We start from the raw sequence: 23322 nt of genomic DNA on the forward strand, positions 1-23322 counted from the left end.
TCGATATCTATACATAGGATGATAGATATTTTTTCCCATGCTCGTAAATAGGGCATACGGGATCTAGCGGCATTTTCGTACCTGTGCTTCAGGTTCTTCGGAAATGCCTTTTGTATGGGCAAGCACAGCAAGAGCTCCCTCTTAACAGCATCGTCCTACTTTCCGTTATACCAAATATACAAACTTTGAAAGGAGATCTGCACCATGCCGCAGCTCGTTACCAAACCGAACAACCGCCAGCTGGCTTTTGATGAAATCCGTCTCTCCGTTTATGCCGACCGAATCCTGGAGGGGCTGGAGACCCTGGACAAGGAGCGCCTCCTCCGGGGCGTGCAGAGCAAACTGCGCCGCGAGGAAGTCACCGGCGACGAAATCAGCAGCGCGTTCACGATGTCGGCGCTTGAGCTGGTCACCAAGGAGGAGCCGAACTGGAAGTTCGCCGCAGCGCGCTCGCTGCTGACCTCCCTGTACAAGAAGGCCGCTTACAACCGCCGCTACAAAGCCTATCCTGACGAGCCATATGGTGCGTTCTACCCTCTCATTACCGAGCTGGTGCAAAAAGGAATCTACCGCGAGGAGCTCCTCACCTGCTATACCAAAGAGCAAATTGAAGAATTGGGCCGCTGCATCGATTACAAATGCGACCTGCTGTTCGACTATATCGGGCTGCTGACCCTGTCCGACCGCTACCTGGCGCATGATTTCGACGGACGCGTCATGGAGCTCCCGCAGGAGCGCTACATGGTCATCGCCATGTACCTGATGCACACCGAGCCAGAGGACAAGCGCCTTGAGCTCGTGAAGGAAGCGTATTGGGCCATGAGCAACCTATACATGACCGCCGCTACGCCAACGATGTCCAACGCCGGAAAGAAGGTCGCCGGACAGCTGTCCAGCTGCTTTATCGACACGGTGGACGACTCGCTGGAAGGGATTTTCGACTCCAATACCGACGTGGCCCGTCTCAGCAAAATGGGCGGCGGCATCGGCGTCTACCTCGGTAAAGTCCGGGCGCGCGGCTCCGACATCCGCGGTCACAAGAACACCAGCTCCGGCGTCATCCCTTGGATCCGCCAGCTGAACAACACGGCGGTCAGCGTTGACCAGCTCGGTACCCGTAAAGGTGCGGTTGCCGTCTACCTGGACGTCTTCCACAAAGACATCCTGGCCTTCCTGGACCTGAAGCTGAACAACGGTGACGAGCGCATGAGAGCGCATGACGTGTTCCATGGCGTGTGCCTGCCTGACCTGTTTATGGAGGCGGTCGAAGCTCGCAGCGAGTGGAGCCTGTTCTGCCCGCATGAAGTGAAGAAGATCATGGGCTGGAAGGATGCCAACGGCCGTCCGGCGGGTCTTGAGGATTATTATGACGAAACGGTCGGACAAGGATCGTTCCGCGAGAAGTACGCCGAGGCGGTTGCCCACCCGCTGCTTCCAAGAATTACGGTGCCTGCGATCGACATTATGAAGCGCATCATGAAATCGCAGCTGGAAACCGGCACGCCGTACATGTTCTACCGGGATACCGTCAACCGTGCGAACCCGAACCGTGCACATGGCATGATCTACTCGTCCAACCTGTGCACCGAAATTATGCAGAACCAGTCCGCCACCGTGGTGGAAAAAGAAGAACTCGTGACCAAAGACGGCCAAACCCGGATCGTCATTTCCAAGGTTCCCGGCGACTTCGTCGTCTGCAACCTGAACTCGATTCACCTGGCCCGTGCCGTTCCGGACAATGTGCTGGACCGTCTGGTGCCGATCCAGGTACGCATGCTGGATAACGTCATCGACATCAACAACATTGAAGTCCTGCAAGCCCAATATACGAACAGCCAATACCGTGCGGTTGGACTCGGCACCTTCGGCCTGCATCACCTGCTCGCCCTTGAAGGCATCCGTTGGGAGTCCGACGAAGCGGTTGAATATAACGACAATCTATACGAAAAAATCAACTACCTGCTCGTCAAATCCAGTATGGAGCTGGCCAAAGAAAAAGGCCACTATCCGAAGTTCAAAGGCTCCGACTGGGAGAACGGCGCTTACTTCACCAGCCGCGGTTATGTCGACGGCGAGCATGAAGGCAAGTTCGTTACCACCGAGCAGTGGAAAGAGCTCCAGCAGGAAGTGCAGCAGAACGGCGTCCGCAACGCCTGGCTGTTCGCCATTGCGCCGAACGGCTCGACTTCGATCATTGCCGGCTCCACCGCCAGCATCGATCCGCTGTACGACCTTCTGTCTTACGAGGAAAAAACGACCTACAAGATCGCCAACCCGGCTCCGGACCTGTCCGAGAAGACGATCTGGTATTACAAAACGGCATTCCTGATTGACCAGCATTGGTCTATCAAGATGGCCGCGGCGCGTCAGCGCCATATCGACCAGGCTCAAAGCTTCAATCTGTACGTTCGTCCGGATATCCGGGCGACGGAATTCCTGGAGCTTCACCTTCACGCCTGGAAAGCCGGCATCAAAACGACGTACTACGTCCGCAGCCGTGCGCTGACGATTGAAGAGTGCGAGTCGTGTGCATCGTAAAATTTGTTAAAAGCTAAAACCTTTTTCGATCCCTCCCAAACCCTCCCTTCCAAGGGAGGGCCCCGAGGGCGCTGCCCTCTGGACACCCGGAATGTTGGCGGATGACCGGCGGGTGGCGGATTTTTTTGATGTGAATATGTGCTGAGAGTCGCTTTCGTCCCCCTCCTGCTTTGCAGGTTATGGGGGACACGCTTTTACGTTTGAGCGGTGCGAGTGGTGGTCTCCTCGATTCTCGGAGACCTCTTGCGTCGCGCGGCTTTGCTCCCTGTTTTGCTTTGCAAAATGCGGGAGCTCGCCACGCGTCCGGCTAAACTGCCAACTAAAAACGGGAAAGAGCTACTGTATCAAACCTTATAAATACACTACTGCATCATGATAAGTACAAAACCATTTAGACAGATTTTTTGGGAAAGAGATGAATGATTTAGATCAACTGATATGGATTACAGCATTCTGCGGTGGATGTTGATATATAAGCAAGTAAAAACAGAACTACGAGGAGGAATCGAGTATGCAAATGCAAAAGATTTTTAACACCGAAGCGCCGAACCGCTCGACCCGCATCATCGAAGGAGAATGCTCGGGCATCCTGAACTGGAACGATATCCGTATGCCCCATATGTACAAATTGTATAAAGTTCTGCTGCTGAACCACTGGATCGCCGACGAAATTCCGATGGCCAAAGACGCGCAGCAGTTCGTCAACCTCGATCCGGAAGAGCAGCGCACCTTCAAGATCAACATTTCTTTGCTAGCCGTGCTGGACTCGATGCAGACGATGTTCATCGGCGACGTAAAGCGTTATTTTACCGATTCCTCGCTGGAGGCCATCTCGGCTATCATCGGGCAGCAGGAAGTCGTGCACAACCAATCCTACTCCTACGTGCTTTCTTCGATCGTATCGGAGCAGGAGCAGAAAGAGATTTTCGAATACTGGAAGCATGATCCGGTGCTGCTCGACCGCAACCGTTTCATCTCGGAAATTTACCAGGAGTTCCGCGACGAGCAGAATCCGACAACGTTCTTTAGAGCACTTGTGGCCGACCTGATCCTGGAAGGCATTTTCTTCTACAGCACGTTCGCCTTCTTCTACAACCTGGCCCGTGACCAGAAGATGATGGCGACCAGCCAAATGATCTCCTACATCCAGCGCGACGAGAACCAGCACTGCTACTTCTTCGGCGAAGTGTTCAAGCAGCTGCTTAAGGATTTCCCTGAGCTGAACACGAAGGAGAACATGGACTACGTCTACCGCACGATCGACCGGGCGGTTGAGCTGGAAACGAACTGGGCGCATTACACGCTCAGCGAGGTCAAAGGCATCGATTTGAATGAGCTGTCCGACTACATCAAATACATCGCCAACAAACGCCTGAAAATGATGGGGATGGAAAAAGGCTACGAAGGCGTGGATTCCAACTGCATGCCATGGATTCGTCCTTTCTCCGACGAGGCGCTGAACGCCACCAAAACGGACTTTTTTGAAGCCAAATCCCGCAACTACGGCAAAGTCGGCGACGACAACGGATTCGACGATCTGTAAGCCGCTCGCCTGCAATATACTAGTTTCGCAACAACCGGGAAGTGCAGCTCCGCTGCGCTTCCCTTTTTCATTGGATCGTGTATGATGGAACAAAAGATTAGATCCGCATGTTACCGTTTGGAAAGGAGCTGCCCGTTGCCCGTGAATAAATCCTTGAAGGCTGTATTGTTTCTTGTCGCATCCGCGATTCTGACCCGGCTGATCCCGTTCTCCTCCTGGTTCCGCACCCTGGATACGATGATTCATGAGTTCGGCCATGCGGTCGTCACCCTGCTGCTCTCCGGAAGGGTTCTGCGCATCGAGCTCAATGCCGATCACAGCGGGACCACCTACTCCTATTTATCCTCCGGCTGGAGCTCCGTGCTCGTCTCGCTGTCGGGGTATACGATCGCATCCATCTTCGCTGTACTTCTATTCTACGGGTACGCGAAACGCAAGCAGGCCGCCGGGCTGATCCTGATCACGCTGCTGGCTGCCGTCAACCTGCTCTTTTTTGTCCGGAACAGCTACGGCGTTTGGTGGCTCGTCATCTTTATGGCGCTGAACATCGTGTTTTATTTGCTGGGCAGCACCGTGCGCAACTTCTATTACCTTCTGCTCGCCTTCCTTTGCCTGGAAGAATCGGTTGTCGGGCCGCTTACCCTGGCCATCACTTCCCTGACCCATCCGCGGCAGGCCGGTGACGCGGCCAACCTGGCCCACATGACGGTGCTCCCTGCCATAGCCTGGTCGGTGCTGTTTCTGCTGTTTGCGCTTTGGTGCACCACCCAAAGCCTGACCTTGTTTTGGCGGAAGCCCGCGCGAAAGCCTGCTGCAAATACCAGCATGCGGACCGGATAAAACGTATGCGTTTCGAATTCTCTCAACCCAAAAAAAGGCTTGTCCCACACGTATGTGGGCGCAAGCCTTTTCTGCTCTTATCGAGTGTTCGTATGAACGGGATCAGCGGCGCAGCTAGCGTCAACTGCTCCGTCTTCTGCCAAAAATCAGCGACAGAATAAACAGGATCAGGAAGACGAAGAACAGCACCTTTGCGACGCCAACGAGCGCAGAAACGATGCCGAAGAAGCCGAAAATCGCAGCTACGATGGCAATGATCAAAAACAAAATCGCGAGTCCGATCATCGTGATCACCTTTCTTTCGTTAGAATGTGGTACTTGTTTTTAACCCTGAATCGGAGATTTGAACCTTGAAAAATGCCCCAGATCCGCATATAATTTGTCCATACTCGAACTGTTCATCATTGAACAAATTAATAAACGAAAGGTTGCCTGAGCCATGGATCACCAAGAACGCCAAGATCCTCAAATCAAGCTGGCCGGTGAAGTCGTTCAATCCTTTTCTGGCATTCAAAAACGCCTTCTGGAGTTTACCCGCAGCAACGCGGAGGGCCTGGGATTAACCGTGCTGCAGCTCGCCATCCTGAACACGCTGTATACCGCGCCCGGCATGACACTAAGAGAATTAACCGAGCGTCTCTCTTCTCCTAAAAGCACCCTTAGCGTTCAAGTGGAAGGCCTCGTCCAATCGGGACTGGTGGACCGTGTTATCTCCGAGACAGACCGCAGGGAGGTCAAGCTGAGCCTTACCGCTGATGGACGGGAGCGTTCCCTTCAGTCGGCGGCTAAGCCCCGCTCCTACCAAGCTATGGCGTATGCCCTTGAGCAGCTCCCCGCTTCCGATGTGGAGAGCCTGCTCCGCATTCACCAAAGCATACAAAAGCTTTTGGAGGAGTATTCATCCAGGTAAGGGATGTACGTATATTGTGCTTTTGATCGGTTTACGCTATACTAAACCGCAAAGAACTGAACAGTGACATTACGCCGATGAACAGCATCCAACTGTGAGGCGTTTTCGACCGGAGCGGATGGCGATTCCCATGTGTACGCAGCACAACGGTGCAGCGGCTTCACCATTCTCTCTCTAAGTTAACCGGCCTCCGTCCGTTATCGCGGAACCAAGCGGATCGGCACTGCCTTCGGGCAGGCTGGTCAAATTGGGTGGCACCGCGAGCAAGCGCTCCTCGTCCCAAGGGATGAGGGCGCTTTTTGCATTTTTACAGGACAAAGAGACAAAGGAGACGGTATCGATGCTAAACATTCAGTTCATCCGTGACCATCAGGAGCAGGTACAGCAAGTCGCGGAGCAAAAAAACATCCCCTTTCAGGTGGACGATCTGCTGGAATGGGACGAGAAGCGAAGAAGGCTGCTGCAGGAGACGGAATCGCTAAGGGCGCAGCGCAATGAGCTGACCAAGATCATCGCGGGGCTGCTGAAGCAGGGCCAGGACGAAGCCGCAGAGCGGCTTAAGCGCCAAGTAAAGGAGATTAACCGCAGCCTGGACGGCTGCGAAGCCGGTCTGCGCGAGGCAACCAGCAAATTTGAGGAACTGATGCTGCTCGCCCCCAACGTTGTCTCGGAGGACACGCCGATTGGCAAGGACGACAGCGACAATGTGGAAGTCCGCCGGATCGGGACGCCGCGGCAATTCGATTTTGAGATGAAGGATCATGTCACGCTCGGCGAGCTGCATGATCTGTTCGATATTCCGCGCGGGGTCAAGACGGCGGGCAGCCGCAGCTATTATTTGAAGGGAGCTGGCCTGTTCCTGCATCTGGCCGTGCAGCGCCTGGCGATTGACCTCCTTGCGTCGCACGGATTTACGCCGATGGACGTGCCGGTCATGGTCCGTCCCGAAGCGCTGGCCCGCTCGGGATTCTTCCCTACCGGGAAGGATCAGACCTATGAGCTGGCCGGTGAGGACAAGTGGCTCGTCGGCACTTCGGAGGTGTCGCTGGTGTCGTACTACAGCGACGAAGTGATCGACGCCGCCCTTCCTATCCGGCTCGCGGGCGTGTCGAGCTGCTTCCGCCGGGAAATCGGCTCGGCGGGCCGCGACGTACGCGGCTTGTACCGTGTCCACCAGTTCGCCAAGGTCGAGCAGGTCGTCCTCTGCGAGAACGATCCCGCAGCGTCGGAGGCGATGCTTCAGGAAATCACCGGCCATGCCGAGGAGATCCTGCGTCTGCTGGAGCTTCCTTACCGGGTGATGGCCGTCTGCACCGGAGACATGTCGCAGAAGACGTATAAGCAGTACGACATCGAAACCTGGATGCCGAGCCGCGGAGCCTACGGCGAAACCCATTCGTCGTCGAATCTGCTCGACTTCCAGGCCCGGCGCTCGAACATCCGCTACCGCGATGCGGAAGGCAGGCTGCAGTATTGCCATACGCTGAACAATACGGCGGTGGCCTCGCCCCGCATTCTGATCCCGCTGCTGGAAAACCATCAGCGGGAAGACGGCTCGATTTACATTCCGAACGCCCTTCGGCCTTATATGGGCGGCATCGCCGAGCTGGTGCCCCCTGGCCCCAAAGCAGAGTAACCGTATCGTAGAGTCACCTCCCTGCTTGCCGGGAAAGAAGGACGGCCACTATACTGGTGTGAAGAAATCATTTTATAGCGGAGGTGGTTGGAATGAGCGCCAACGACATCGGAACCGAATATTTCCGGGTGGTCAACTATAAATTCGCCGAGCTGAAGCGTTCCGCCGAGAAGGCGATCGCGCAGGTTCCGGACGATAAGCTGAATTGGTCGTTAAACGAAGACTCCAACAGCATTGCGGTTATCGTTCATCATATGAGCGGGAATATGATCTCCCGCTGGACGGACTTCCTTAATTCCGATGGGGAAAAAGAAGGCCGCGACCGGGACAGCGAGTTCGAGGGCACCGTGGCCTCGAGAGAAGAGATGCTGGACATCTGGAACCGCAGCTGGACCGTCTTTCTGCAGGCGCTCGGCTCCCTCGGCAGCGATGACCTGCTGCGGACCGTCTACATCCGGGAAAAGCCGCATTCGGTGCTGGAAGCGATCGAACGGCAGATGTCGCACTATTCCAGCCATATCGGGCAGATCATTTACATCGCCAAGCAGATTCAATCGGACGCTTGGGAGACGCTGACGATTCCGCGCCGAAAGAACTAGCGGACAAAGAAAAACGCTTATCGACGCACCTTCCTATGAAGACAGACCGCGTTTATCCAAAAACGGGACCCGCCGGCATCACGCCGGGCAGGTCCCGTTTTTGCTTTCACAATTATAGACTTTTCCCTTTCACCGCATACCGCTCTTCGATCCGGTAAACCTTCCAAATGAGCACTGCCACGCCCCAAATGGCCAGAAACGCCACAACCAGGAAAATGCCCAAATTTCCAAAGTCGATGCCTGCGATCACGTCCCAGATGCCGCCGGATAAATGCAGCTTCTCCGTCGTGATCTGCGCCAGTTCCACCGCGCCGACTGCCACAGCGGCGATCACCGAAATCGCCGTGACGATCAGGTTGTAGTAGACCTTCCGGATCGGACGGTCACTGGCCCAGGCATAGCTCTTGGTCATCATCAGGCCGTCCAGCGTGTCGAACAGGCTCATGCCAGCCGCAAACAGCAAAGGCAGCGCAATGATGCCCAGGACCGGAAGCTGCTGGTTGGCCGCCCCAGCCGACATCGTAAGCAGCGAAATCTCGGTGGCGGTGTCAAAGCCGAGGCCGAACAGAAATCCGATCGGGTAAATATGCCAGCTTTTCGTGACCAGCTTGAACCATTTGCCCATAAATCGCGTAAAGAAGCCTTTGGCTTCGAACATCTCCTCAAGCTCCGCTTCCCCGATCCGGTCTTCCCGGATTCGGCGGAACGTGCGCCAGAGCTGGGCAAACAGCATGAAATTGAGCACGGCCAGAAACAGCAGGAACACCCCTGACACGGTCACCCCGATGATGCCGCCGATCTCCTGCATCCCGGACATATGCTCGGCGACAAAGCGCACGGAGATGGCCGTCAGCACCGCCAGCAGGAAGACGACGGTCGAGTGCCCCAGGGAAAAGAAGAAGCCCACACCCCGGGAATCCTTTTTCTGCGACACCAATTTGCGGATCGTGTTATCCACCGCGGCGATATGGTCGATATCAAAAGCATGGCGGACGCCAAAGACGTAAGCCGCAATTCCCATGCCGACAAAAGCCGGATGGGCGGGCACCACCGCAAATAAGGCAAGCAGCCCAAAGACATGGAGCAATGCCACGCCCAGCATGTAACGGTTCCAAATGAATTTCATGTTTCCACCTTTCGCCCTTCATTCATAGGTATCTATCCAACCCCGCCGTTTCCATCCTGCTGTCTAGTCCTAGTTTATCCTCTAACCTCTTCAAATGGTATCTTTCATTTGCAAAGGCTTACAGAAGGAACGGAAAGATTCCACCTCTCCTTTGTTCTTTGAATAAAACAGCACTGTTATATGAAAATAGCACCTAGTGTACATTGGAGCCCGTCAATGCAAATAAATGAAAAAGGGACGAAGCGAAAGGTCATCTTTCGCTTCGTCCCTCTTGTTTGTGGCCAGAATAGAAACTGGCCCCCTCCATTGTTTAAGACGGATTCTTGGCCAAATCCGCCGCCTGCGCAGGAGTCAGTGCGCCATCGTACACGCGCAGCTCGTCGATCAGCCCTTTAAACGGCGGGTCCCACCAGTTGACGCCCAGGCTAAAGCTTGCCTTCGTGCCGGTAAACCAGTCCGGGAAGTTCGCTCCCTTGAACTTCTGCACCCCATTCACGTACACGGTCAGCGTGCCGTTCTCCACGGAAAAGGCCAGATGCGACCACTCGCCGGCCGGAATGGTCAGTCCGGTCGCCCCGTCATACCAGCTCGTGCTGCCCGACCACACCATCGTATTGTTGGCGACGGCTCCCCGGGGGACGAGGCTCACCCAATGGTCGCCGTCCTTCGCGCCAAAGAAAGCGGTCGTGTACGTCGTCAACTCCTCCGGTTTGATCCACAGCGCAACCGAATAGGCATTGCTTGAAATCAGACCGTCCGGCAGCCGGATCCCGGAGGCTCCGTCGAACTTGGCGGCCTGGCCTTGTCTGCCCTCGGCGAACGTGATGCTGCCGCCGGACTTGTCAATCCGGTCGCCGGTCACCGTACCTGCGGCAAACCGCCCCTGACTGTCCGCAAAGCTGCCATCAAGGCCGTAATAAGCGGACAGCTTGGCGTCCTGGTACGGCAGAACGGTCACCGTAAAGGACTTCGTCAGCGAAGCGCCGCCTTTGGTGATTGTCGCAGTGAGCACCGCTTGGACCGGCGCGCCGCCCGCCGGACGGTGCACCTCACCTGAGGCCGATACGACCGCTTCGTCCGAGCTCTTCCAGGAAATCGCGGTATGCCGGGCTCCTTCCGCCGGAAGGGTCAGGTCCGACACGACCTTCGCCGTATCCCCCAGACTCAGATCGTTGTATACGTCCTGAACCAGCGCCTGATCGGTTTTGTTTTCAAGCCGGCTGCCCCAGACCGCCACGCCCTCCCGCGAAGAAGCCGTGAAGGTCATGACATAACGCTCGGACACCGGATCCCAGCCGCTGGCGAAGACGCCCTTGTACACGGAACCGGCAATGACAAGCTCCGCCTCGTTGTGCCCGGTCTTTTTCCAAGTGCCGGTCAAGTCGCCCGAAATCGTGTTGTCCTTGTTCAGCCGGATATACACGGAGGACTGGATATCCGCCGTCGTCCCTTTTCCGTGGTTGATGAATTTATATTCCCCGATCAGGTCCTGACGGTCCACCTTGCTCAACGTTTCTCCTGCATACCGGTATGGGGCAACCACCGGCCAGCCGTCCGCATTCATGTACATTTGATGCACCCGCACCTCATGCGCTTCGCCCATCTGCGGGAAACGGGTATGGAAGACGAGGAACCGCTTGCCGGTCGCATCATCCAGCAGCACGGAGTTATGCCCTGGAGACACATAGCCGACGCCGATGCCGGTGCCCGGATCGCCCACGTCTCTGGCAAACAGGTAGTTCCCCATCAGCTTGTTGCCGTACGGCGCGTTGTCCGTGTCTCCGGGCAGAACGGCGTTCAGGCCCTGGGCATCCACATACGGTCCGTCCGGGTTCTTCGCGCGGAACACCCGCATGTTGTAACCGCCGTCGGCTCCCAGCCAGCCGTAGGTCATGTACAGGTAGTAGTAGCCGGTAGCTTTATCAAACACCACATACGGACCTTCGCCCGATTTGCCGTAGCCTCCGGCCACCTTCGTGCCGAAATACCGGTCCACCAGGCGTCCGTCGGCGGTCTTGCCGTCTTTGCCGGGATATTTCACTTTGCCGGTCTTTGGGTCCACGGGAAGGACGAAGATACCACCGGACCAGGAGCCGTAAGACATCCAGAGCTGCCCGTTTTTGTCATAGTACAGGTTCGGATCGATCGCATTCGGATACGTGCCGTTGGCAAACGACCCGTCAGCGTTGAACCAGGCACCGCTTGCCCCGCTGAGCTGTCCGGCATCGATCAGCTTCGGAATGTTCGTGTTCGTCCACTTTTTATTGATCACGCTGTCCTTATCCTTGGCATCGCCCTCCGTAAAGCCGGAGTACACCAGGGTATCGACATACTGATAAGGCCCCTCGATCTTTGGCGACACGGCAAACCCGATGGCCGACCGGATATACGTCGAGGACGTGCAGTAGTACAGCATATAGGCGCCTTTGGTGCCGTCCGCATTCACATATTCGGGATTCCAGAACACGTCGGGAGCCCACACGGAAAAACCGCCCTTACTGTCCGAATCATTTTGTCCGGCCCAGGCGAACGACCCGGCCAAATTTTGCGCCAGATCGCCATACAGCACGTTGCCCGGCGTCGTATACCCGTTCGTGAAGCGGGACCAGCTCTGCAGGTCCTTTGATCGGGCCGCTTCAATATGCGAACCGAATACGTAATACGTATCCCCGTCTTTCACGATGGATGGATCGTGTACGGATACGTTTTGATACACCGGCGCCTGTCCCTGCTGCTTCTGTGTCTTGCCGCCTTTCTCCGCCGTACTGTCCGGCCCGGTGCCAAATACCTGCCCCGGAACCGTGACGAACAGCATCATCATCAACAATGCCGAAACCCACCTTCTGTTCATGTTTGCTCCCTCCAACAAATAAAATCTCAGAAAATAAGATCATTCAACCTTTTGCGAAAACGCATTCATTGATCCGCACAGCGCTGCTTCATCGTGACGCCTGCCGCGGCCCAGCGACCGATCCCTCCCTTTTTACCGTTTCATCGACCTGTAAACCGCTTTCCACATGTATTTTATTTAAATAAAACTAAAATGTTTTAAGTAATCATATAATGACAAACATGAAATTTCAATCGCTTTTGGAAAATATTTAACTTATCGCTGCTAAAATAACGGTTTTCACCCTTTATTAAGTTTAGAAAAGTATAAAATAAAAAAAGAATGAGACCCTAAAGTCCCATTCCTTTCGTCAATTCAAGTATTCAGCTGTAAAAAAACGGCTTCGACCGCTCAACCTTACACGTTCAAATCGCCCATACGCCGCAATACAATGCCCGCTTATTCCCAATAAAACGGTCCTTTCCCCTGCAGCCGGGCGAGGCCCTCTACGAAGAAAAAGTCGCCGTAAATCAGCGGCACGTCCACATTCGTTTGGTTCGGATAATGGCTCGTCCCATGCAAAATGAGGCCTTCCTGCGCATGATCGTCAAAAGCGCCGTAGTTCACGTACAGCGACTCCAGCATGCGCACGGCCGGCTCACGGTAGACGGCTGCTTCCAGCTCGCCCACCTGCTCCGACAGCAGGAGCAGCCCGCTGGCCGCGCACGCGCCGGCTGAGGAGTCGCGGTATTGCCTTTCTTCCAGCGGCGCCCGGAAGTCCCAGTGCGGCACGTGGTCTTCCGGCAGATTGGCAAGGAAGAAGTGGGCGACGCGCTTGGCCGTGTCCAGATAGGCCTGCTTGCCGGTATGATGATAGGCCAGCGTCAGGCCGTAGATGGCCCAGGCCGTGCCGCGGGACCAGGCCGACTCCGGGGCATAACCCTGGCCCCCGAGGCCGCCGAGGCGCTCGCCCGTGTCCGGGTCGTAGCGCATGATGTGGTAAACGGAGCCGTCCGGCCGTACAAAGTCGGCGGCCACCGTGTCCATATGCGCCTCGGCGACGTGGCGGTACCGCGGATCGCCGGTCATGGCGGACGCCTGGAACAGCAGCGGCACGTTCATGGCACAGTCGATGATGGCGACGCCGGCATTGTCCTCGCCTTCGGACCACGGATTCCAGGCGCGGATGAACCGGCCTTTCAAATTAAAGCGGGCAGCCAGGTAATTGGCCGCCTTGAGAGCCCTCCGCTTCGACTCCTCGCTTCCCGTCAGCTTGTAGGAAGCCAGGCTCGTCAGCGTCCACATAAATCCGAGGTCATGGTCGAGACGGGTGTAGCCGTCCAGCACTTCATCGAGCCGGGCCTCGCATTCCTCGGCGATCCCCCGCAGACGCTCGTCCCCGCTGCCGTTATACAGCAGCCAGAGCAGCCCCGGCCAGAAGCCCGCCGTCCACCAGTGCGGGGGTTCCAGCACATACTCGCCGTTTGGGCTGGCATGGGGAAATCCCGCCCCGATGCGCTGGCTCGTGCGCCGGACTTTATCCAGCGCCTTCCCCCAAGCTTCATTTACCCATACCGCTTGCGCGGCCTGTTCCGTCATATTCACTCCCGATCCCCGCTTTCCTCGTCATTTGGCTCAAACTCGAAGGTGACGGCAACCCGGATGGAGGGCTCCGGCTTCCGGACCGTCAAATCGATCGTGTACCATTCGGCTTCACATCCGTCATGGTCCATAAACATCCGCCGGGTAATCTCCGGCGAGAGCATCCCGCCGTCATAACGCATGATCAGCTTCAAGCCTTGCTCTCCTGATCCTTGCAGCTCGATCCGGTCCCCCGCAAGCCGCGGCCGGACGCGGGTGACAAACCGCTCCACCACCGAGCTTGGCGCTCCCGCAAACCGGTACTCGTCCGTAAGCGCCAGACTCGGCAGCCCGCCCTGCATCTCCCAGCGGAGCGCACGGCGCAGGCTTTCCAGCCCCGCGTACCGGTAGGCTTGCGTGAGGTCCACGCCAAACACCGCGCCAGCCTCATCGGCATAAGCCTCTTCGACCACCGCCCGGCTGTCCTCTCCTTCGGCCTGATACTGGCCGCCGACGATCGGCACGCTGTGCCCCTGCGAGCCGTTGCAGTCGTAGGTGTAGCGCTCCGGTCCGAAATACGACTTCGTGTATTCTCCGCTGCCAAGGTCGGCGAGGAAAAACTCGCCGTCCCCGTACAGCATAAACTGCCCGAGGTCGTTATGATTGTGGGGCTCGGCGTTATGCCCGCCTTTGGCTGCAAAGCCAAACGCGCAGCTGGGGCCGGCATGCCGCCAGATGAGCCACTGTGCGTCGGGCAGGTAGCCGAAGAACGGCCCCCACTCGCTCTGGGCCGGCTCCCCGCTCCGCCAGAGCAGATTCCGGATGGCCGGCGCCCAGCGGCTGCAGTGATCCTCCGTAAACGCAGCCCGGAGGCGGGCCGGCGGCCGCTGGAACTCGGGATACAGGCCGGCCAGATAATCCGACAGCCCCGGCTGAATGCTGCCGCTTGGCCTGGAGTCGGAGAAGTTCGCCACCGCGCTTCCGCCAAGAAAGCATTTTTGCTGAAACAGCGCGATGCGGCGGACCTTGTCGCTGGCGAACCAGTCCAGCCGTCCACGGGACCGCTTCCGGAGCAGATCGGCGTAATACGTAAAATAACCGAATCCGTAATTCCAGTAGCCGAGGCCCTCCTGACAGGCGCCGTCTTCACCGAACCCCGTCAGATAGCAGTGCATGCTTCTCTCCGCCTTCGCCAGAACGGCCGCCAAACGGTCCGCATCCTCCATCAGCAGCAGGGCCGCCGCGCCGATCGAGCCGGCGCACACGGCGGACCAGTTATGTACGGCCGACTCCCAGTGAAACTCCCGGGCCAAATACGACTCGAACAGGCGGCGATGCACTTCATCCCGAATCCGGCTCCGGATCAATGGCGACAGACCGTCGCCCGCCAGGTACAGCAGCTCACTGAGCGCAAAGCCAGTTTCAGCGCTGAACAAATCGATCTCTCCCCCAGCGTCCCCTTCCCCTAAGTGGGCGGGGAGGCACCAGGTATACTCCTCCAAAATAAGCCACAGCGTATCGCACAGTGCCTCGCGGTATTCATCCCGCTCCGGCTCAAGCATTGTCAGAATCGCAAAGGTGTTCAGCCGGCGGCGCCGCTCGAAATACACCCGCTCATACCCAAGCCGACGCCCGGTACGGGCAAAGTCGGCATACAGCGAGTACGTTAATACCGGCAGCTGCAGTCCCAGCAGCCGCTGACCTTCTGCCTGAATTTCACGCCGGTCCGCTTCATACAGGTCCGAAGTCCGGACCTTCTGCCAGAAACGGGCCGCGTCGCCGTCCGGATAATACAGGTCCAACCCGGCGGGAGCCATGTCATGAGCCACTTCCTTCAGGGACGGACTTCCTTGCTCATGACGGGATGATGATTCCAGCAATTGCGAATCCTCCTCTCTTATGCGGTCCAAGCCTCACCGCAGCCGGCTCCGGTATTCGACCGGGGTCACGCCGGCATAAGATTTGAATGTCTTAATGAAATAGCTTTGATTGTCATAGCCCAGCTGCTCGCAAATCTCCCCGACGGTCGCTCCCGTCCGGTCCAGCAGCTCCTGGGCCCGCATCATTTTGAGCCGGGTCACGTATTCGATAAAGGTGCTGCCCGTCTCCTTCTTGAACAGCCGGCAGAAGTAGCTGGTGTTCATGTGAAGGTGCTCCGCCACCTCGTCCAGCGAAATCCGGCTGTGCAGCCGCCGCGTGACGTACACGCAGGCTTCGGTAATCTCGGCGCGTCTGCCGGACTTATGTCCGCCAAAATCGGTCGCCGCCCACGACTCCAAATGCCCGTTCAGCCAGGCATGAAGATCAGCAAGCGAATCGATGTCCGCGATTTCCTTATGGAGCGTATCCGCGGACGATGCCGTCGAAACGGAAGGGATGGCTTGAAGCTTCAGCTTCAAATCAAGCAGCAGCTTGAGGACCCAATCCTTTACCGCCTCCGGCGGATACCGCTCCTTGCGGATCCTCGCGGTCCAGGCGGCCGTCGCCGACCGGATCGCCTGCGGCTCCCTGTCCAGCATGGCCCCGCGCAGCTCGCCAAGTGCCTCATCGTAGAAGCTGAACAAATCCCGCGGCGGCAGGTCATCCCCTTCCGGCTCCGTCTCCGGCTTCAGCCTTGATGCGCGCAGCTTCACCGTCTCCCCGGGCTCCAGATAGAAACGCAGCCCGCCCGAGGCCAGCAGCCCGACAAGCGTCTGCTTCAAGCTCTCCGGCGAAGCACAGGGCTCGCCGATGCACAGCGACATGTCAACCTTAAGTACTTTTCGCATCGCGGACTGGATTTCCTTCAGCATCTGCGCCGTTTCCTCATATAAATTCCGATGGAGCCCCGGCCTCCCGGAGAAAAACAGCAGCCAGGTTCTGGCATCGTAACCCGCGTGTACCCCGTATGGTGCAAAGTTCTCCAGCACTTCCTTCAGGACGTTGCCGACGGCAAAGCGCAGCGTTTGATCCGAGAAGAAGCGGTATTTCACCTGCCGGTAGTTCTCCAGAAATCCGGCGACCGGCAGGGTGTGCTCGCCTTCCCGGAGCAGGCCGTACTCCGCTGCTTCCTTCCTCCAGTTCTCCGGGGACAGCAGGGGCAGATCGATGAGGTTTTTCAGGCTTTGTTCCTTCCGCAGCTCCTTCGCCTCATCATACATGCGCTTCATCCGGCTGTGCTCCCATCCGGCCTGCTTCTCCTCATCCATCGCCTGCTTGAACCGGGTGAGCCGCTGTACCAGATCCTCCGGGTCAAGGGTGTCCTTCAGCAGATAGTCCTGTACGTTCAGACGGACGGCCTGCTGCGCATACTGAAACTCACTGTGACAGGACAAAATGGCGATTCGCACGGCGGGATTCAACTCCCGGATGCGTCCCGACAGCTCCAAGCCGTCCATCTTGGGCATCCCGATATCCGTAATGAGAATATCCGGGGTCTGGCGCTGAGCCTGCTCCCAGGCGCTCCATCCGTTCTCGTGGGTGGACATCAGCCTCAGCCCGAGCTCCTCCCAGCGGATCGTCTCTGACAGCAGCTCAATCACGGGGTAATCATCGTCGGCCAGCATGACATTATACATCCCGCAGCCCCTCCTTCCGTGGAATATGCATTTCAATCACGGTTCCGGCCCCCGGCTCACTGTTCACGCAAGCCTGGAATCCATCGCCAAACATCATGTTCATCCGCTCCGCCACATTGGGCAGGCCAATGCCTGAAAAGGATCCGCTTGACGGCGAAGGCTCGGCTGCATAAGCGGCTCCGTTCAGGATCCGCATCAGCTCCTGCCTCCGCTCCTCTTCCATTCCCGCGCCGTCGTCAGCGACCGTCAGAATGATCCGCTCCGCCTCCGTCACCGCCCGGATCGATATCGTGCCCGCCTGTCGGCTCAGCCCATGAATCATCGCATTTTCGACCAGGGGCTGCAGGAAGAAGCGCGGCACTTTGATCAGAAACGCCTCCGGGTCAATATCCAGCTGCAGCACGGCCTCCTCCTTCTGCCGCAGGTTCATCAGAGCGACGTAATGGGAAATCAGGTCGATCTCCTCGTGCAGCAAAATTTCATCGTCCTCGCGGCTGATCGTCATGCGGAGCAGGACCGACAGCGAGCCGATCATTTTGGCGCTCTCCGGATCGCCGCGCTTCATCACCTTCATCCGGATGGAATTTAACACGTTGAACAAAAAATGGGGATGAATCTGCGCCTGCAGCATTTTAAGCTCGGCCCTTCGCTTGCGGGCCTGGTGGTCCGACACCTCGGCGATCATCTCTTTGACCCGGTCCAGCATCTGGTCGAACAACAGTCCGAGCCGCCCGATCTCATCGTTGCCGGCCACGCCTGAACGCACGTCCAGGTTGCCGCGCTGCACCGCGTTCGTTACCTTGCCAAGCCGGACGAGCGGCGTCGTGAACCTGCGCACCAGCACGATCAGCAGCAGAAGGAAGACGAAGAACGAGATCATTTCGAACAGAAATACTTTGCTGAAGATGGCATTCAGGTCCACGATTGCGTCCCGATACGGCTGCATCAGCACGAGATGCCAGCCGTTCATCGGAATCTCCTGCTCCACCATCAGGAACTTCTCCCCATCGATCCGTTCAATCGAATACGGCTTGTTTCCCTCGTTCAGATCAGCATAAGCAAACTTCCTGCCGATTTGGCCGGCCGGTCCCGATACGATCGTGCCCGAGCCGTCTACCATCAGCACCCGGTTTCCTTTGGAGAGCCGGTCAAAGATGCCGCTAACCTGGTCCTCCACCCAAGACACCACCACATAGCCGTAAATTTCCGAATTGGCCAGCCGCAGCGACCGGGCAATGGACAGCTGATAGGGGTGATCGGCTTGATCCTGCACGTAGACGGTTCGCTCAGGCCCGGTCCAATAAGATTCCAGCCCTCTCAGCTCCTTCATCTGCCTGAACCAGGGCTGCCGGGTCAGGTCCGGCGGATTGTAATCGCTTACGGAATAATTCATGTAATACGCCCCGTTTGTCAGCAGCACGGTCACATACGTCTGCTCGCCTACCACCGTCAAGCTGTCGAGCTGCTCCAGCACCCGGTTCGCCTCGGTGAACCGGCGGTACGGATCCTTGTCCTCGTTGCCTGAGGCGACCTGCTTGAAGTAGGTGTTCAAACCGGAATTGACCTGAATGTAGTTGGCAATGTTCAGCTTGCTGGACAGCAGGTTCGTGACGGATCCGGCCACCAGCTGCAGCGAATCCCTTGCGTTCGATACGGCCTGCCGCTTCACCGCCTCCCGCGATAATCCGTTGTATACGATCAGGCTGATGACCGCGGGAACGACAATGCAGACAATCGACGCGAAAATGAGCTTGTGGCGGATCGAGCGCAGCGCCAAGTGCCGCAGCCGGTTGATCATGATGGTCCCCCCAGGGTACAAAAAAGGGACGAAATCGCCGTCCCCTGTTTTTGGATCATATTATACCAAAATTATTTTTGGTTGGATTCGATGATTTTGTTCACGCGCTCCTGCGAGTTTTTCACCGTCGCATCGATATCCTGGTTGCCGAGGATCAGCTTCTCGTATTCCTCGTTGACCGCTTTGAACACTTCGGCCTGGTAGGAGGCCGGCGGTACGATCGCCGATGCTTTCGAGGCGACCAGCGTGTCGACCAATGACTTCTTGTCGACCTTCTCCGGGGTTTTCGTGCCGGCGAGGATCGTATCGATAATCTGCTCCACCTGGTCGCTCTTCACCTGGCTCCAGGCCGGAATATTTTTACCTTGGACCGTCTGCCCTTCGGTTGTATACCAGCGAACGAATTTGTAGGCTTCTTCCTTATGCTTGGACTTGGCGGCGACGGCGACATAATCGGTCGTGACCGGGGTGATGCCCGTGGGATCGCCTTCTTTGTTTTTCGGGAACGGCGCGACGGCTACGTTAAACTCCAGCGGCACCTTATCCGTCCCGCCGATTTCGGTATTCATCCAGCTGCCGATCACGATCATGCTCGCCGATTGGTTAAAAAACTGCGTCCGGTAATTGAGCTTCTGCGAAATCATATCGGTATACGGAACGGAGGACTGATCCTCTTTTTCCATTTTCAGCCGCAGCTCCAGCGTCGCTCGGAAATTGGGATCATCCAGATTCGACGAGCCGTCAGCCTTGAGAAAGTCGGAGTTTTCCGGCTGATTCTCCATCTTCAGCTTCAGGAATTCCAGCCAGCCCCCGCCCTGCGGGCCGTGGAAGTACGTGCCGTAGCGCTTGCTTGCACCTTCGCCCTTGGTGAGCTTTTTCGCATAATCGGCAAACTGGTCCCACGTCCAATCCGTCGGCACGCTCAGGCCTGCTTCATCCAGATGGTCCTTGTTCAAAAGCACATACCATGGGTTGAACTTGCCCGGCAGCGCATACACCTTGCCGTTCAGGCGGGTATCGACTTTATAATCCGTCTCTTCCTTATAACCGTCCTTGGCAATGTAGTCGTCCAGCGGCTCCGCCATGCCCAAGGCTACGCGCTGCGCGTATCCGGCCGGATCGCTGAACATCAGGATGTCCATCTGCGCGGAGGACGCCGCCTCCAGATCCAGTTTCTTGGAAGCCTCCTGCGTATCGCCTTTTTCGCTGAGCTGCACCAGCTCGATCGTGACGCCGGGGTTGGCGTCTTCGTAGGCTTTGAGCGTCTTGCTCCAATTGTAAGCTTCCTCGGTTCCATAGGTGTATAATCTCAGGTTGACCTTGTCCTGGCCGCCGCTTGATCCGCCGGAGCCGGACGCCGCCCCTTCGCTATCCCCGCCGCCGCTGCTTCCCCCGCAGCCTGACAGCAAACTGATCAGCAGCATGCCGGCTGCCGCACCGGTAAGCCATCTTTTTCTCTTCATCCCTCAATAACCTCCCTTGGATTATGCTTGCCCGTGAAAATGCTTCTACCGACAACGACCTTACGGCTAACAGGATACCGGCCTCGGGCCGTATGCCCGCTGTATCCGCCTGCCTCCGTTTGCCTCCGCATGCTTTCACATGCCTCCGTATGTCCACCGCTTGCCGGCTGCGTTTTCCCGTATCTGACGCTTTGATTATACCGGGGCCGTTCCCCCGGCTCATGACGCTAAATTGACCGTTGATCCTGCTATCTTGACGGATGCTAGCCCTTGACTCCCCCGAGGGCGATGCCAGCGATGACGTTTTTTTGCCCAATGATAAAAATCAGCAGCAGCGGGAAAATGGCGGATACCGCCGCGGCCATAATCAGCGAGTAGAACTCCCCGCTTAAAGACGTAAACTTCTGCATCGCCAGCGGAATCGTAAACAGCCGGTCGCTCCGCAGGAAGATCAGCGGATTCTGGTAATCGTTCCAGGTCCAGATAAAACGCAGAATAGCGTAAGTCGCCACCGCCGGCTTCACAAGCGGCAGCGCGATCGAGGAGAAGATGCGGGGATGGCCCGCGCCGTCGATTTTCGCCGACTCGATGAACTCCTGATGAATGCCCATAAAAAATTGACGGAGCATGAACGTGCCCAGCACGCTGAAGCTGCCTAGAATGATCAAGCCGAAATGGCTGTCGAACAAGCCGATGTTGCGGTACAAAATAAACTGCGGAATCAGGATGGCCTGCCCCGGAATCATGTAGGTGACCAGCACAATCATGAACAGCCAGCGCCCGGCGGCAAACTGGATTTTGGAGAAGCCATAGGCGGCCAGGGCCGACGCCGTGCAGGAGATCAGCGTCGTCAGCACGCTTACCTTGATCGAGTTCCAGTAATAGAGATAAAAAGGGTAATCCCCAAACCATACCTCTTTATAATTCGCCACCGCGTTCCATTTCCTTGGGATCCACTGGATCGGGTAGACGAAGACGTCCTTTTCGATCTTGAAGGAAGTGACCAGCATCCAGATGAACGGCATCAGAAACAGGATGCTGACCGCCAGCATGACCACGGTGATGACCAGCCTGCGCCAGTCGGGCCCGGTACGTGTCATCATTTTCCGCTCAGCTCCTTTCGCTTAGTAATTGACCCATTTCTTCTGGGCGGACCACTGTCCAAGGGTAATCAGCATAACAAAGGCGAACAGGACCGCGGCGATCGCCGAAGCGTAGCCCACCTTCAAATTGACGAATGCCGTGTCGTACAGGTACCAAACCATCATCGTCGTGGAGCCCACCGGGCCGCCCTGCGTCATCACCGCAATGATATCAAACACTTTGAACGTTGAAATGATGCCCGTCACCATCAGGAAAAAGGACGTCGGCGACAGCAGCGGCACCGTAATCCGGGTGAATTTTGTCCAACCGTTGGCGCCGTCGATGTCAGCCGCCTCGTACAGGTCGCGCGGGATCGACTGCAGCCCGGCGATGTAAATGATCATGTTGAAGCCGATGGAGATCCAGACCGAAATCATCATGATCGACAGCAGCGCAAAATGCGGATCGGCAATCCATTTTGGCGGATGATGCACCCCGATCGATTTGAGCAGTTCGTTGATCGGGCCGTAGGAGGGCTGGAACAGCACCTGCCAAACGACGGCGACCGCGACGACGCTCGAGATATAGGGCATGAAGTAAGCGACTTTGAAGTAGCTCTTCATGTACACGAACCGGTCGATCAGGATGGCGAGCACCATCGAAATGAGCATGTACACCGGTACGGTCAGCAGAAAGATGACATTATTGCGGACCGATTTAATAAACATGTCATCATGAAGCAAATTACGAAAATTTTCAAATCCGACCCAGCGGATGCCGTTCCACCCCTGCACAAAGTTCCAGTCGGCAAATCCGAGCACCATCGTTGCGACGATCGGCACCAGCACGAGGATGAATACCCCGAGCAGCATCGGGCTGACAAACAGCATTCCCCACAGCGTTTCGCCCCGCTGGAGGGAGCCGCTCTTCCGGGTGCGTTTCCCTATGCCCGGCGGCGCTGCCGCGGCCGTTTCCATTCGTTGTTCCAAGCTCCACACCCCGTTTCTTCTGCATTCCTTAAAGCCTGATTTGATTAAAAGAAAAACGTCGATCGACGTACCTTCACCGAAGACAGACCGCGTCTAAAGGAAGTTTTTCTTGCCATATCAGGAAGCAATGGCTCTGGAATTTATACTTGATATTATAAAAAAAATACCGTCAGCAGCTTTGACGGTATTTTGATCATATTCACGCTAATATTTACTTTTTTCAGCAACGGAACTCCAAACCCGCACCGCTAAAACCTCTGCCGTCTGCAGATGACATCCCCAGTCACCTTTGCTCCGGCATCCGATTATGCTGTACTACGTACTATGGAATCACAAGGAGAGAAACTTGATGAATTCAGACCGCTCCCCCTTTATCTCGTCCAGGCTCAAATCGGGGCTGTACGCCCTGAACAAGCTCGCATCGGCCGGCTTGACGCTGCTCCTGCTGGTGATACTCTCCGGCATGCTGCCCCTTCAGGATCAGCTTCCTCTGGCATCGGACACCGATCTGCCCATTCCCTTGTCCTATTGGGTCTACGGTTATGCGATGACCGCCTCCATTCTGGCGGATTTTGTGCTGTACGTGCTGCCTCCCCTGTCCAGGGACAAACAAATCTCGATCTACGCGGCGGCCGGTTTTTTGTGCTTCTATGCGCTGTATGTACATGACGCCGCAGGAACGGACCATATCGCCTCCACGGTGGCGGGCATGTGTACGGTGCTGCTGTTTTACGTCGGGAAAAAGCTGTTTGTACGCGATTCACTCATCACGCTGATTTTCGCCCTGCTGGTTCCCCTGCTCTGCTGGGGCTTTCTGTAGCCGCCGCTT

Annotated in this window: 18 protein-coding genes; 7 read left to right on the forward strand and 11 right to left on the reverse strand. The window is 56.7% G+C overall.

What is annotated here, in order from left to right:
- The first annotated feature begins 204 nt into the window (after positions 1–204).
- The 3 genes from C7820_RS21645 (at position 205) to C7820_RS21655 (ending at position 4921) form a co-directional block, all read left to right on the forward strand.
- Positions 205–2538, forward strand: a complete 2334-nt coding sequence (locus C7820_RS21645; RefSeq protein WP_076172826.1) for a ribonucleoside-diphosphate reductase subunit alpha — start codon at positions 205–207, stop codon at positions 2536–2538.
- A 511-nt stretch (positions 2539–3049) separates the two neighbouring features.
- Positions 3050–4081: a ribonucleotide-diphosphate reductase subunit beta gene (locus C7820_RS21650; RefSeq protein ID WP_116232814.1), complete on the forward strand. Its 1032-nt coding sequence runs from the start codon at positions 3050–3052 to the stop codon at positions 4079–4081.
- Between the two features lie 141 nt (positions 4082–4222).
- Positions 4223–4921 carry a M50 family metallopeptidase gene (locus C7820_RS21655; protein ID WP_116233125.1) on the forward strand — a complete coding sequence of 233 codons (699 nt, stop codon included), beginning with the start codon at positions 4223–4225 and terminating at the stop codon, positions 4919–4921.
- A 120-nt stretch (positions 4922–5041) separates the two neighbouring features.
- On the opposite strand, the gene C7820_RS21660 is transcribed toward C7820_RS21655, so the two are convergent.
- Positions 5042–5206, reverse strand: coding sequence for a DUF1328 domain-containing protein (locus C7820_RS21660; RefSeq protein WP_076172824.1), 165 nt, complete (start codon positions 5204–5206; stop codon positions 5042–5044).
- Positions 5207–5360: 154 nt separating this feature from the next.
- On the opposite strand from C7820_RS21660, the gene C7820_RS21665 reads away from it, so the two are divergent.
- Positions 5361–5831 carry a MarR family winged helix-turn-helix transcriptional regulator gene (locus C7820_RS21665; protein ID WP_116232815.1) on the forward strand — a complete coding sequence of 157 codons (471 nt, stop codon included), beginning with the start codon at positions 5361–5363 and terminating at the stop codon, positions 5829–5831.
- 174 nt (positions 5832–6005) lie between these two features.
- Here the strand turns inward: C7820_RS21665 and C7820_RS33530 are convergent, their stop codons facing one another.
- Positions 6006–6182 carry a hypothetical protein gene (locus C7820_RS33530; protein ID WP_181909153.1) on the reverse strand — a complete coding sequence of 59 codons (177 nt, stop codon included), beginning with the start codon at positions 6180–6182 and terminating at the stop codon, positions 6006–6008.
- Here C7820_RS33530 and serS point away from each other — a divergent pair.
- Positions 6172–7467 (forward strand): serine--tRNA ligase, encoded by a 1296-nt coding sequence (gene serS, locus C7820_RS21670; RefSeq protein WP_116232816.1) that lies wholly within the window; start codon positions 6172–6174, stop codon positions 7465–7467. The two genes, C7820_RS33530 and serS, sit on opposite strands and share 11 nt — an antisense overlap.
- A gap of 92 nt (positions 7468–7559) precedes the next feature.
- Positions 7560–8066: a DUF1572 family protein gene (locus C7820_RS21675; protein WP_116232817.1), complete on the forward strand. Its 507-nt coding sequence runs from the start codon at positions 7560–7562 to the stop codon at positions 8064–8066.
- A gap of 112 nt (positions 8067–8178) precedes the next feature.
- On the opposite strand, the gene C7820_RS21680 is transcribed toward C7820_RS21675, so the two are convergent.
- From C7820_RS21680 to C7820_RS21720, 9 genes are all read right to left on the reverse strand, one after another.
- Complete coding sequence (locus tag C7820_RS21680; RefSeq protein WP_116232818.1) at positions 8179–9192, reverse strand: HoxN/HupN/NixA family nickel/cobalt transporter; 1014 nt, start codon at positions 9190–9192, stop codon at positions 8179–8181.
- Between the two features lie 310 nt (positions 9193–9502).
- Positions 9503–12043, reverse strand: a complete 2541-nt coding sequence (locus C7820_RS21685; protein ID WP_116232819.1) for a LamG-like jellyroll fold domain-containing protein — start codon at positions 12041–12043, stop codon at positions 9503–9505.
- Positions 12044–12481: 438 nt separating this feature from the next.
- Positions 12482–13621 carry a glycoside hydrolase family 88 protein gene (locus C7820_RS21690; protein WP_116232820.1) on the reverse strand — a complete coding sequence of 380 codons (1140 nt, stop codon included), beginning with the start codon at positions 13619–13621 and terminating at the stop codon, positions 12482–12484.
- Positions 13622–13623: 2 nt separating this feature from the next.
- Complete coding sequence (locus C7820_RS21695) at positions 13624–15483, reverse strand: heparinase II/III-family protein (RefSeq protein WP_258875344.1); 1860 nt, start codon at positions 15481–15483, stop codon at positions 13624–13626.
- Positions 15484–15516: 33 nt separating this feature from the next.
- Positions 15517–17160, reverse strand: a complete 1644-nt coding sequence (locus C7820_RS21700) for a response regulator transcription factor (RefSeq protein ID WP_116232821.1) — start codon at positions 17158–17160, stop codon at positions 15517–15519.
- A complete protein-coding gene (locus tag C7820_RS21705) occupies positions 17153–18958 on the reverse strand; it encodes a sensor histidine kinase (protein WP_116232822.1) in 1806 nt (601 codons plus the stop codon). Before C7820_RS21705 ends, C7820_RS21700 begins: the two co-directional genes overlap by 8 nt.
- Before the next feature lie 71 nt (positions 18959–19029).
- On the reverse strand, positions 19030–20421 hold the full coding sequence (locus C7820_RS21710) for an ABC transporter substrate-binding protein (RefSeq protein ID WP_076172816.1): 1392 nt from the start codon (positions 20419–20421) through the stop codon (positions 19030–19032).
- A 263-nt stretch (positions 20422–20684) separates the two neighbouring features.
- A complete protein-coding gene (locus C7820_RS21715) occupies positions 20685–21524 on the reverse strand; it encodes a carbohydrate ABC transporter permease (protein WP_116232823.1) in 840 nt (279 codons plus the stop codon).
- Between the two features lie 21 nt (positions 21525–21545).
- Entirely contained in the window at positions 21546–22481 is a 936-nt protein-coding gene (locus C7820_RS21720) for a carbohydrate ABC transporter permease (RefSeq protein ID WP_116232824.1), read from the reverse strand.
- A gap of 361 nt (positions 22482–22842) precedes the next feature.
- On the opposite strand from C7820_RS21720, the gene C7820_RS21725 reads away from it, so the two are divergent.
- Positions 22843–23313, forward strand: a complete 471-nt coding sequence (locus tag C7820_RS21725) for a hypothetical protein (protein WP_076172813.1) — start codon at positions 22843–22845, stop codon at positions 23311–23313.
- Positions 23314–23322 lie beyond the last annotated feature (9 nt).

The organism is Paenibacillus sp. VMFN-D1, from assembly GCF_003386155.1.
GTDB classification, from domain to species: domain Bacteria; phylum Bacillota; class Bacilli; order Paenibacillales; family Paenibacillaceae; genus Paenibacillus_AQ; species Paenibacillus_AQ favisporus.

What these genes read in the sequence shown, in the direction of transcription:
- C7820_RS21680 (WP_116232818.1), bottom strand. Translation starts at nt 9,192, where the DNA reads ATGAAATTCATTTGGAACCGTTACATGCTGGGCGTGGCATTGCTCCAT.
- C7820_RS21725 (WP_076172813.1), top strand. Translation starts at nt 22,843, where the DNA reads ATGAATTCAGACCGCTCCCCCTTTATCTCGTCCAGGCTCAAATCGGGG.
- C7820_RS33530 (WP_181909153.1), bottom strand. Translation starts at nt 6,182, where the DNA reads ATGTTTAGCATCGATACCGTCTCCTTTGTCTCTTTGTCCTGTAAAAAT.
- C7820_RS21685 (WP_116232819.1), bottom strand. Translation starts at nt 12,043, where the DNA reads ATGAACAGAAGGTGGGTTTCGGCATTGTTGATGATGATGCTGTTCGTC.
- serS (WP_116232816.1), top strand. Translation starts at nt 6,172, where the DNA reads ATGCTAAACATTCAGTTCATCCGTGACCATCAGGAGCAGGTACAGCAA.
- C7820_RS21710 (WP_076172816.1), bottom strand. Translation starts at nt 20,421, where the DNA reads ATGAAGAGAAAAAGATGGCTTACCGGTGCGGCAGCCGGCATGCTGCTG.
- C7820_RS21705 (WP_116232822.1), bottom strand. Translation starts at nt 18,958, where the DNA reads ATGATCAACCGGCTGCGGCACTTGGCGCTGCGCTCGATCCGCCACAAG.
- C7820_RS21660 (WP_076172824.1), bottom strand. Translation starts at nt 5,206, where the DNA reads ATGATCGGACTCGCGATTTTGTTTTTGATCATTGCCATCGTAGCTGCG.
- C7820_RS21675 (WP_116232817.1), top strand. Translation starts at nt 7,560, where the DNA reads ATGAGCGCCAACGACATCGGAACCGAATATTTCCGGGTGGTCAACTAT.
- C7820_RS21665 (WP_116232815.1), top strand. Translation starts at nt 5,361, where the DNA reads ATGGATCACCAAGAACGCCAAGATCCTCAAATCAAGCTGGCCGGTGAA.
- C7820_RS21715 (WP_116232823.1), bottom strand. Translation starts at nt 21,524, where the DNA reads ATGATGACACGTACCGGGCCCGACTGGCGCAGGCTGGTCATCACCGTG.
- C7820_RS21650 (WP_116232814.1), top strand. Translation starts at nt 3,050, where the DNA reads ATGCAAATGCAAAAGATTTTTAACACCGAAGCGCCGAACCGCTCGACC.
- C7820_RS21690 (WP_116232820.1), bottom strand. Translation starts at nt 13,621, where the DNA reads ATGACGGAACAGGCCGCGCAAGCGGTATGGGTAAATGAAGCTTGGGGG.
- C7820_RS21700 (WP_116232821.1), bottom strand. Translation starts at nt 17,160, where the DNA reads ATGTATAATGTCATGCTGGCCGACGATGATTACCCCGTGATTGAGCTG.
- C7820_RS21645 (WP_076172826.1), top strand. Translation starts at nt 205, where the DNA reads ATGCCGCAGCTCGTTACCAAACCGAACAACCGCCAGCTGGCTTTTGAT.
- C7820_RS21720 (WP_116232824.1), bottom strand. Translation starts at nt 22,481, where the DNA reads ATGGAAACGGCCGCGGCAGCGCCGCCGGGCATAGGGAAACGCACCCGG.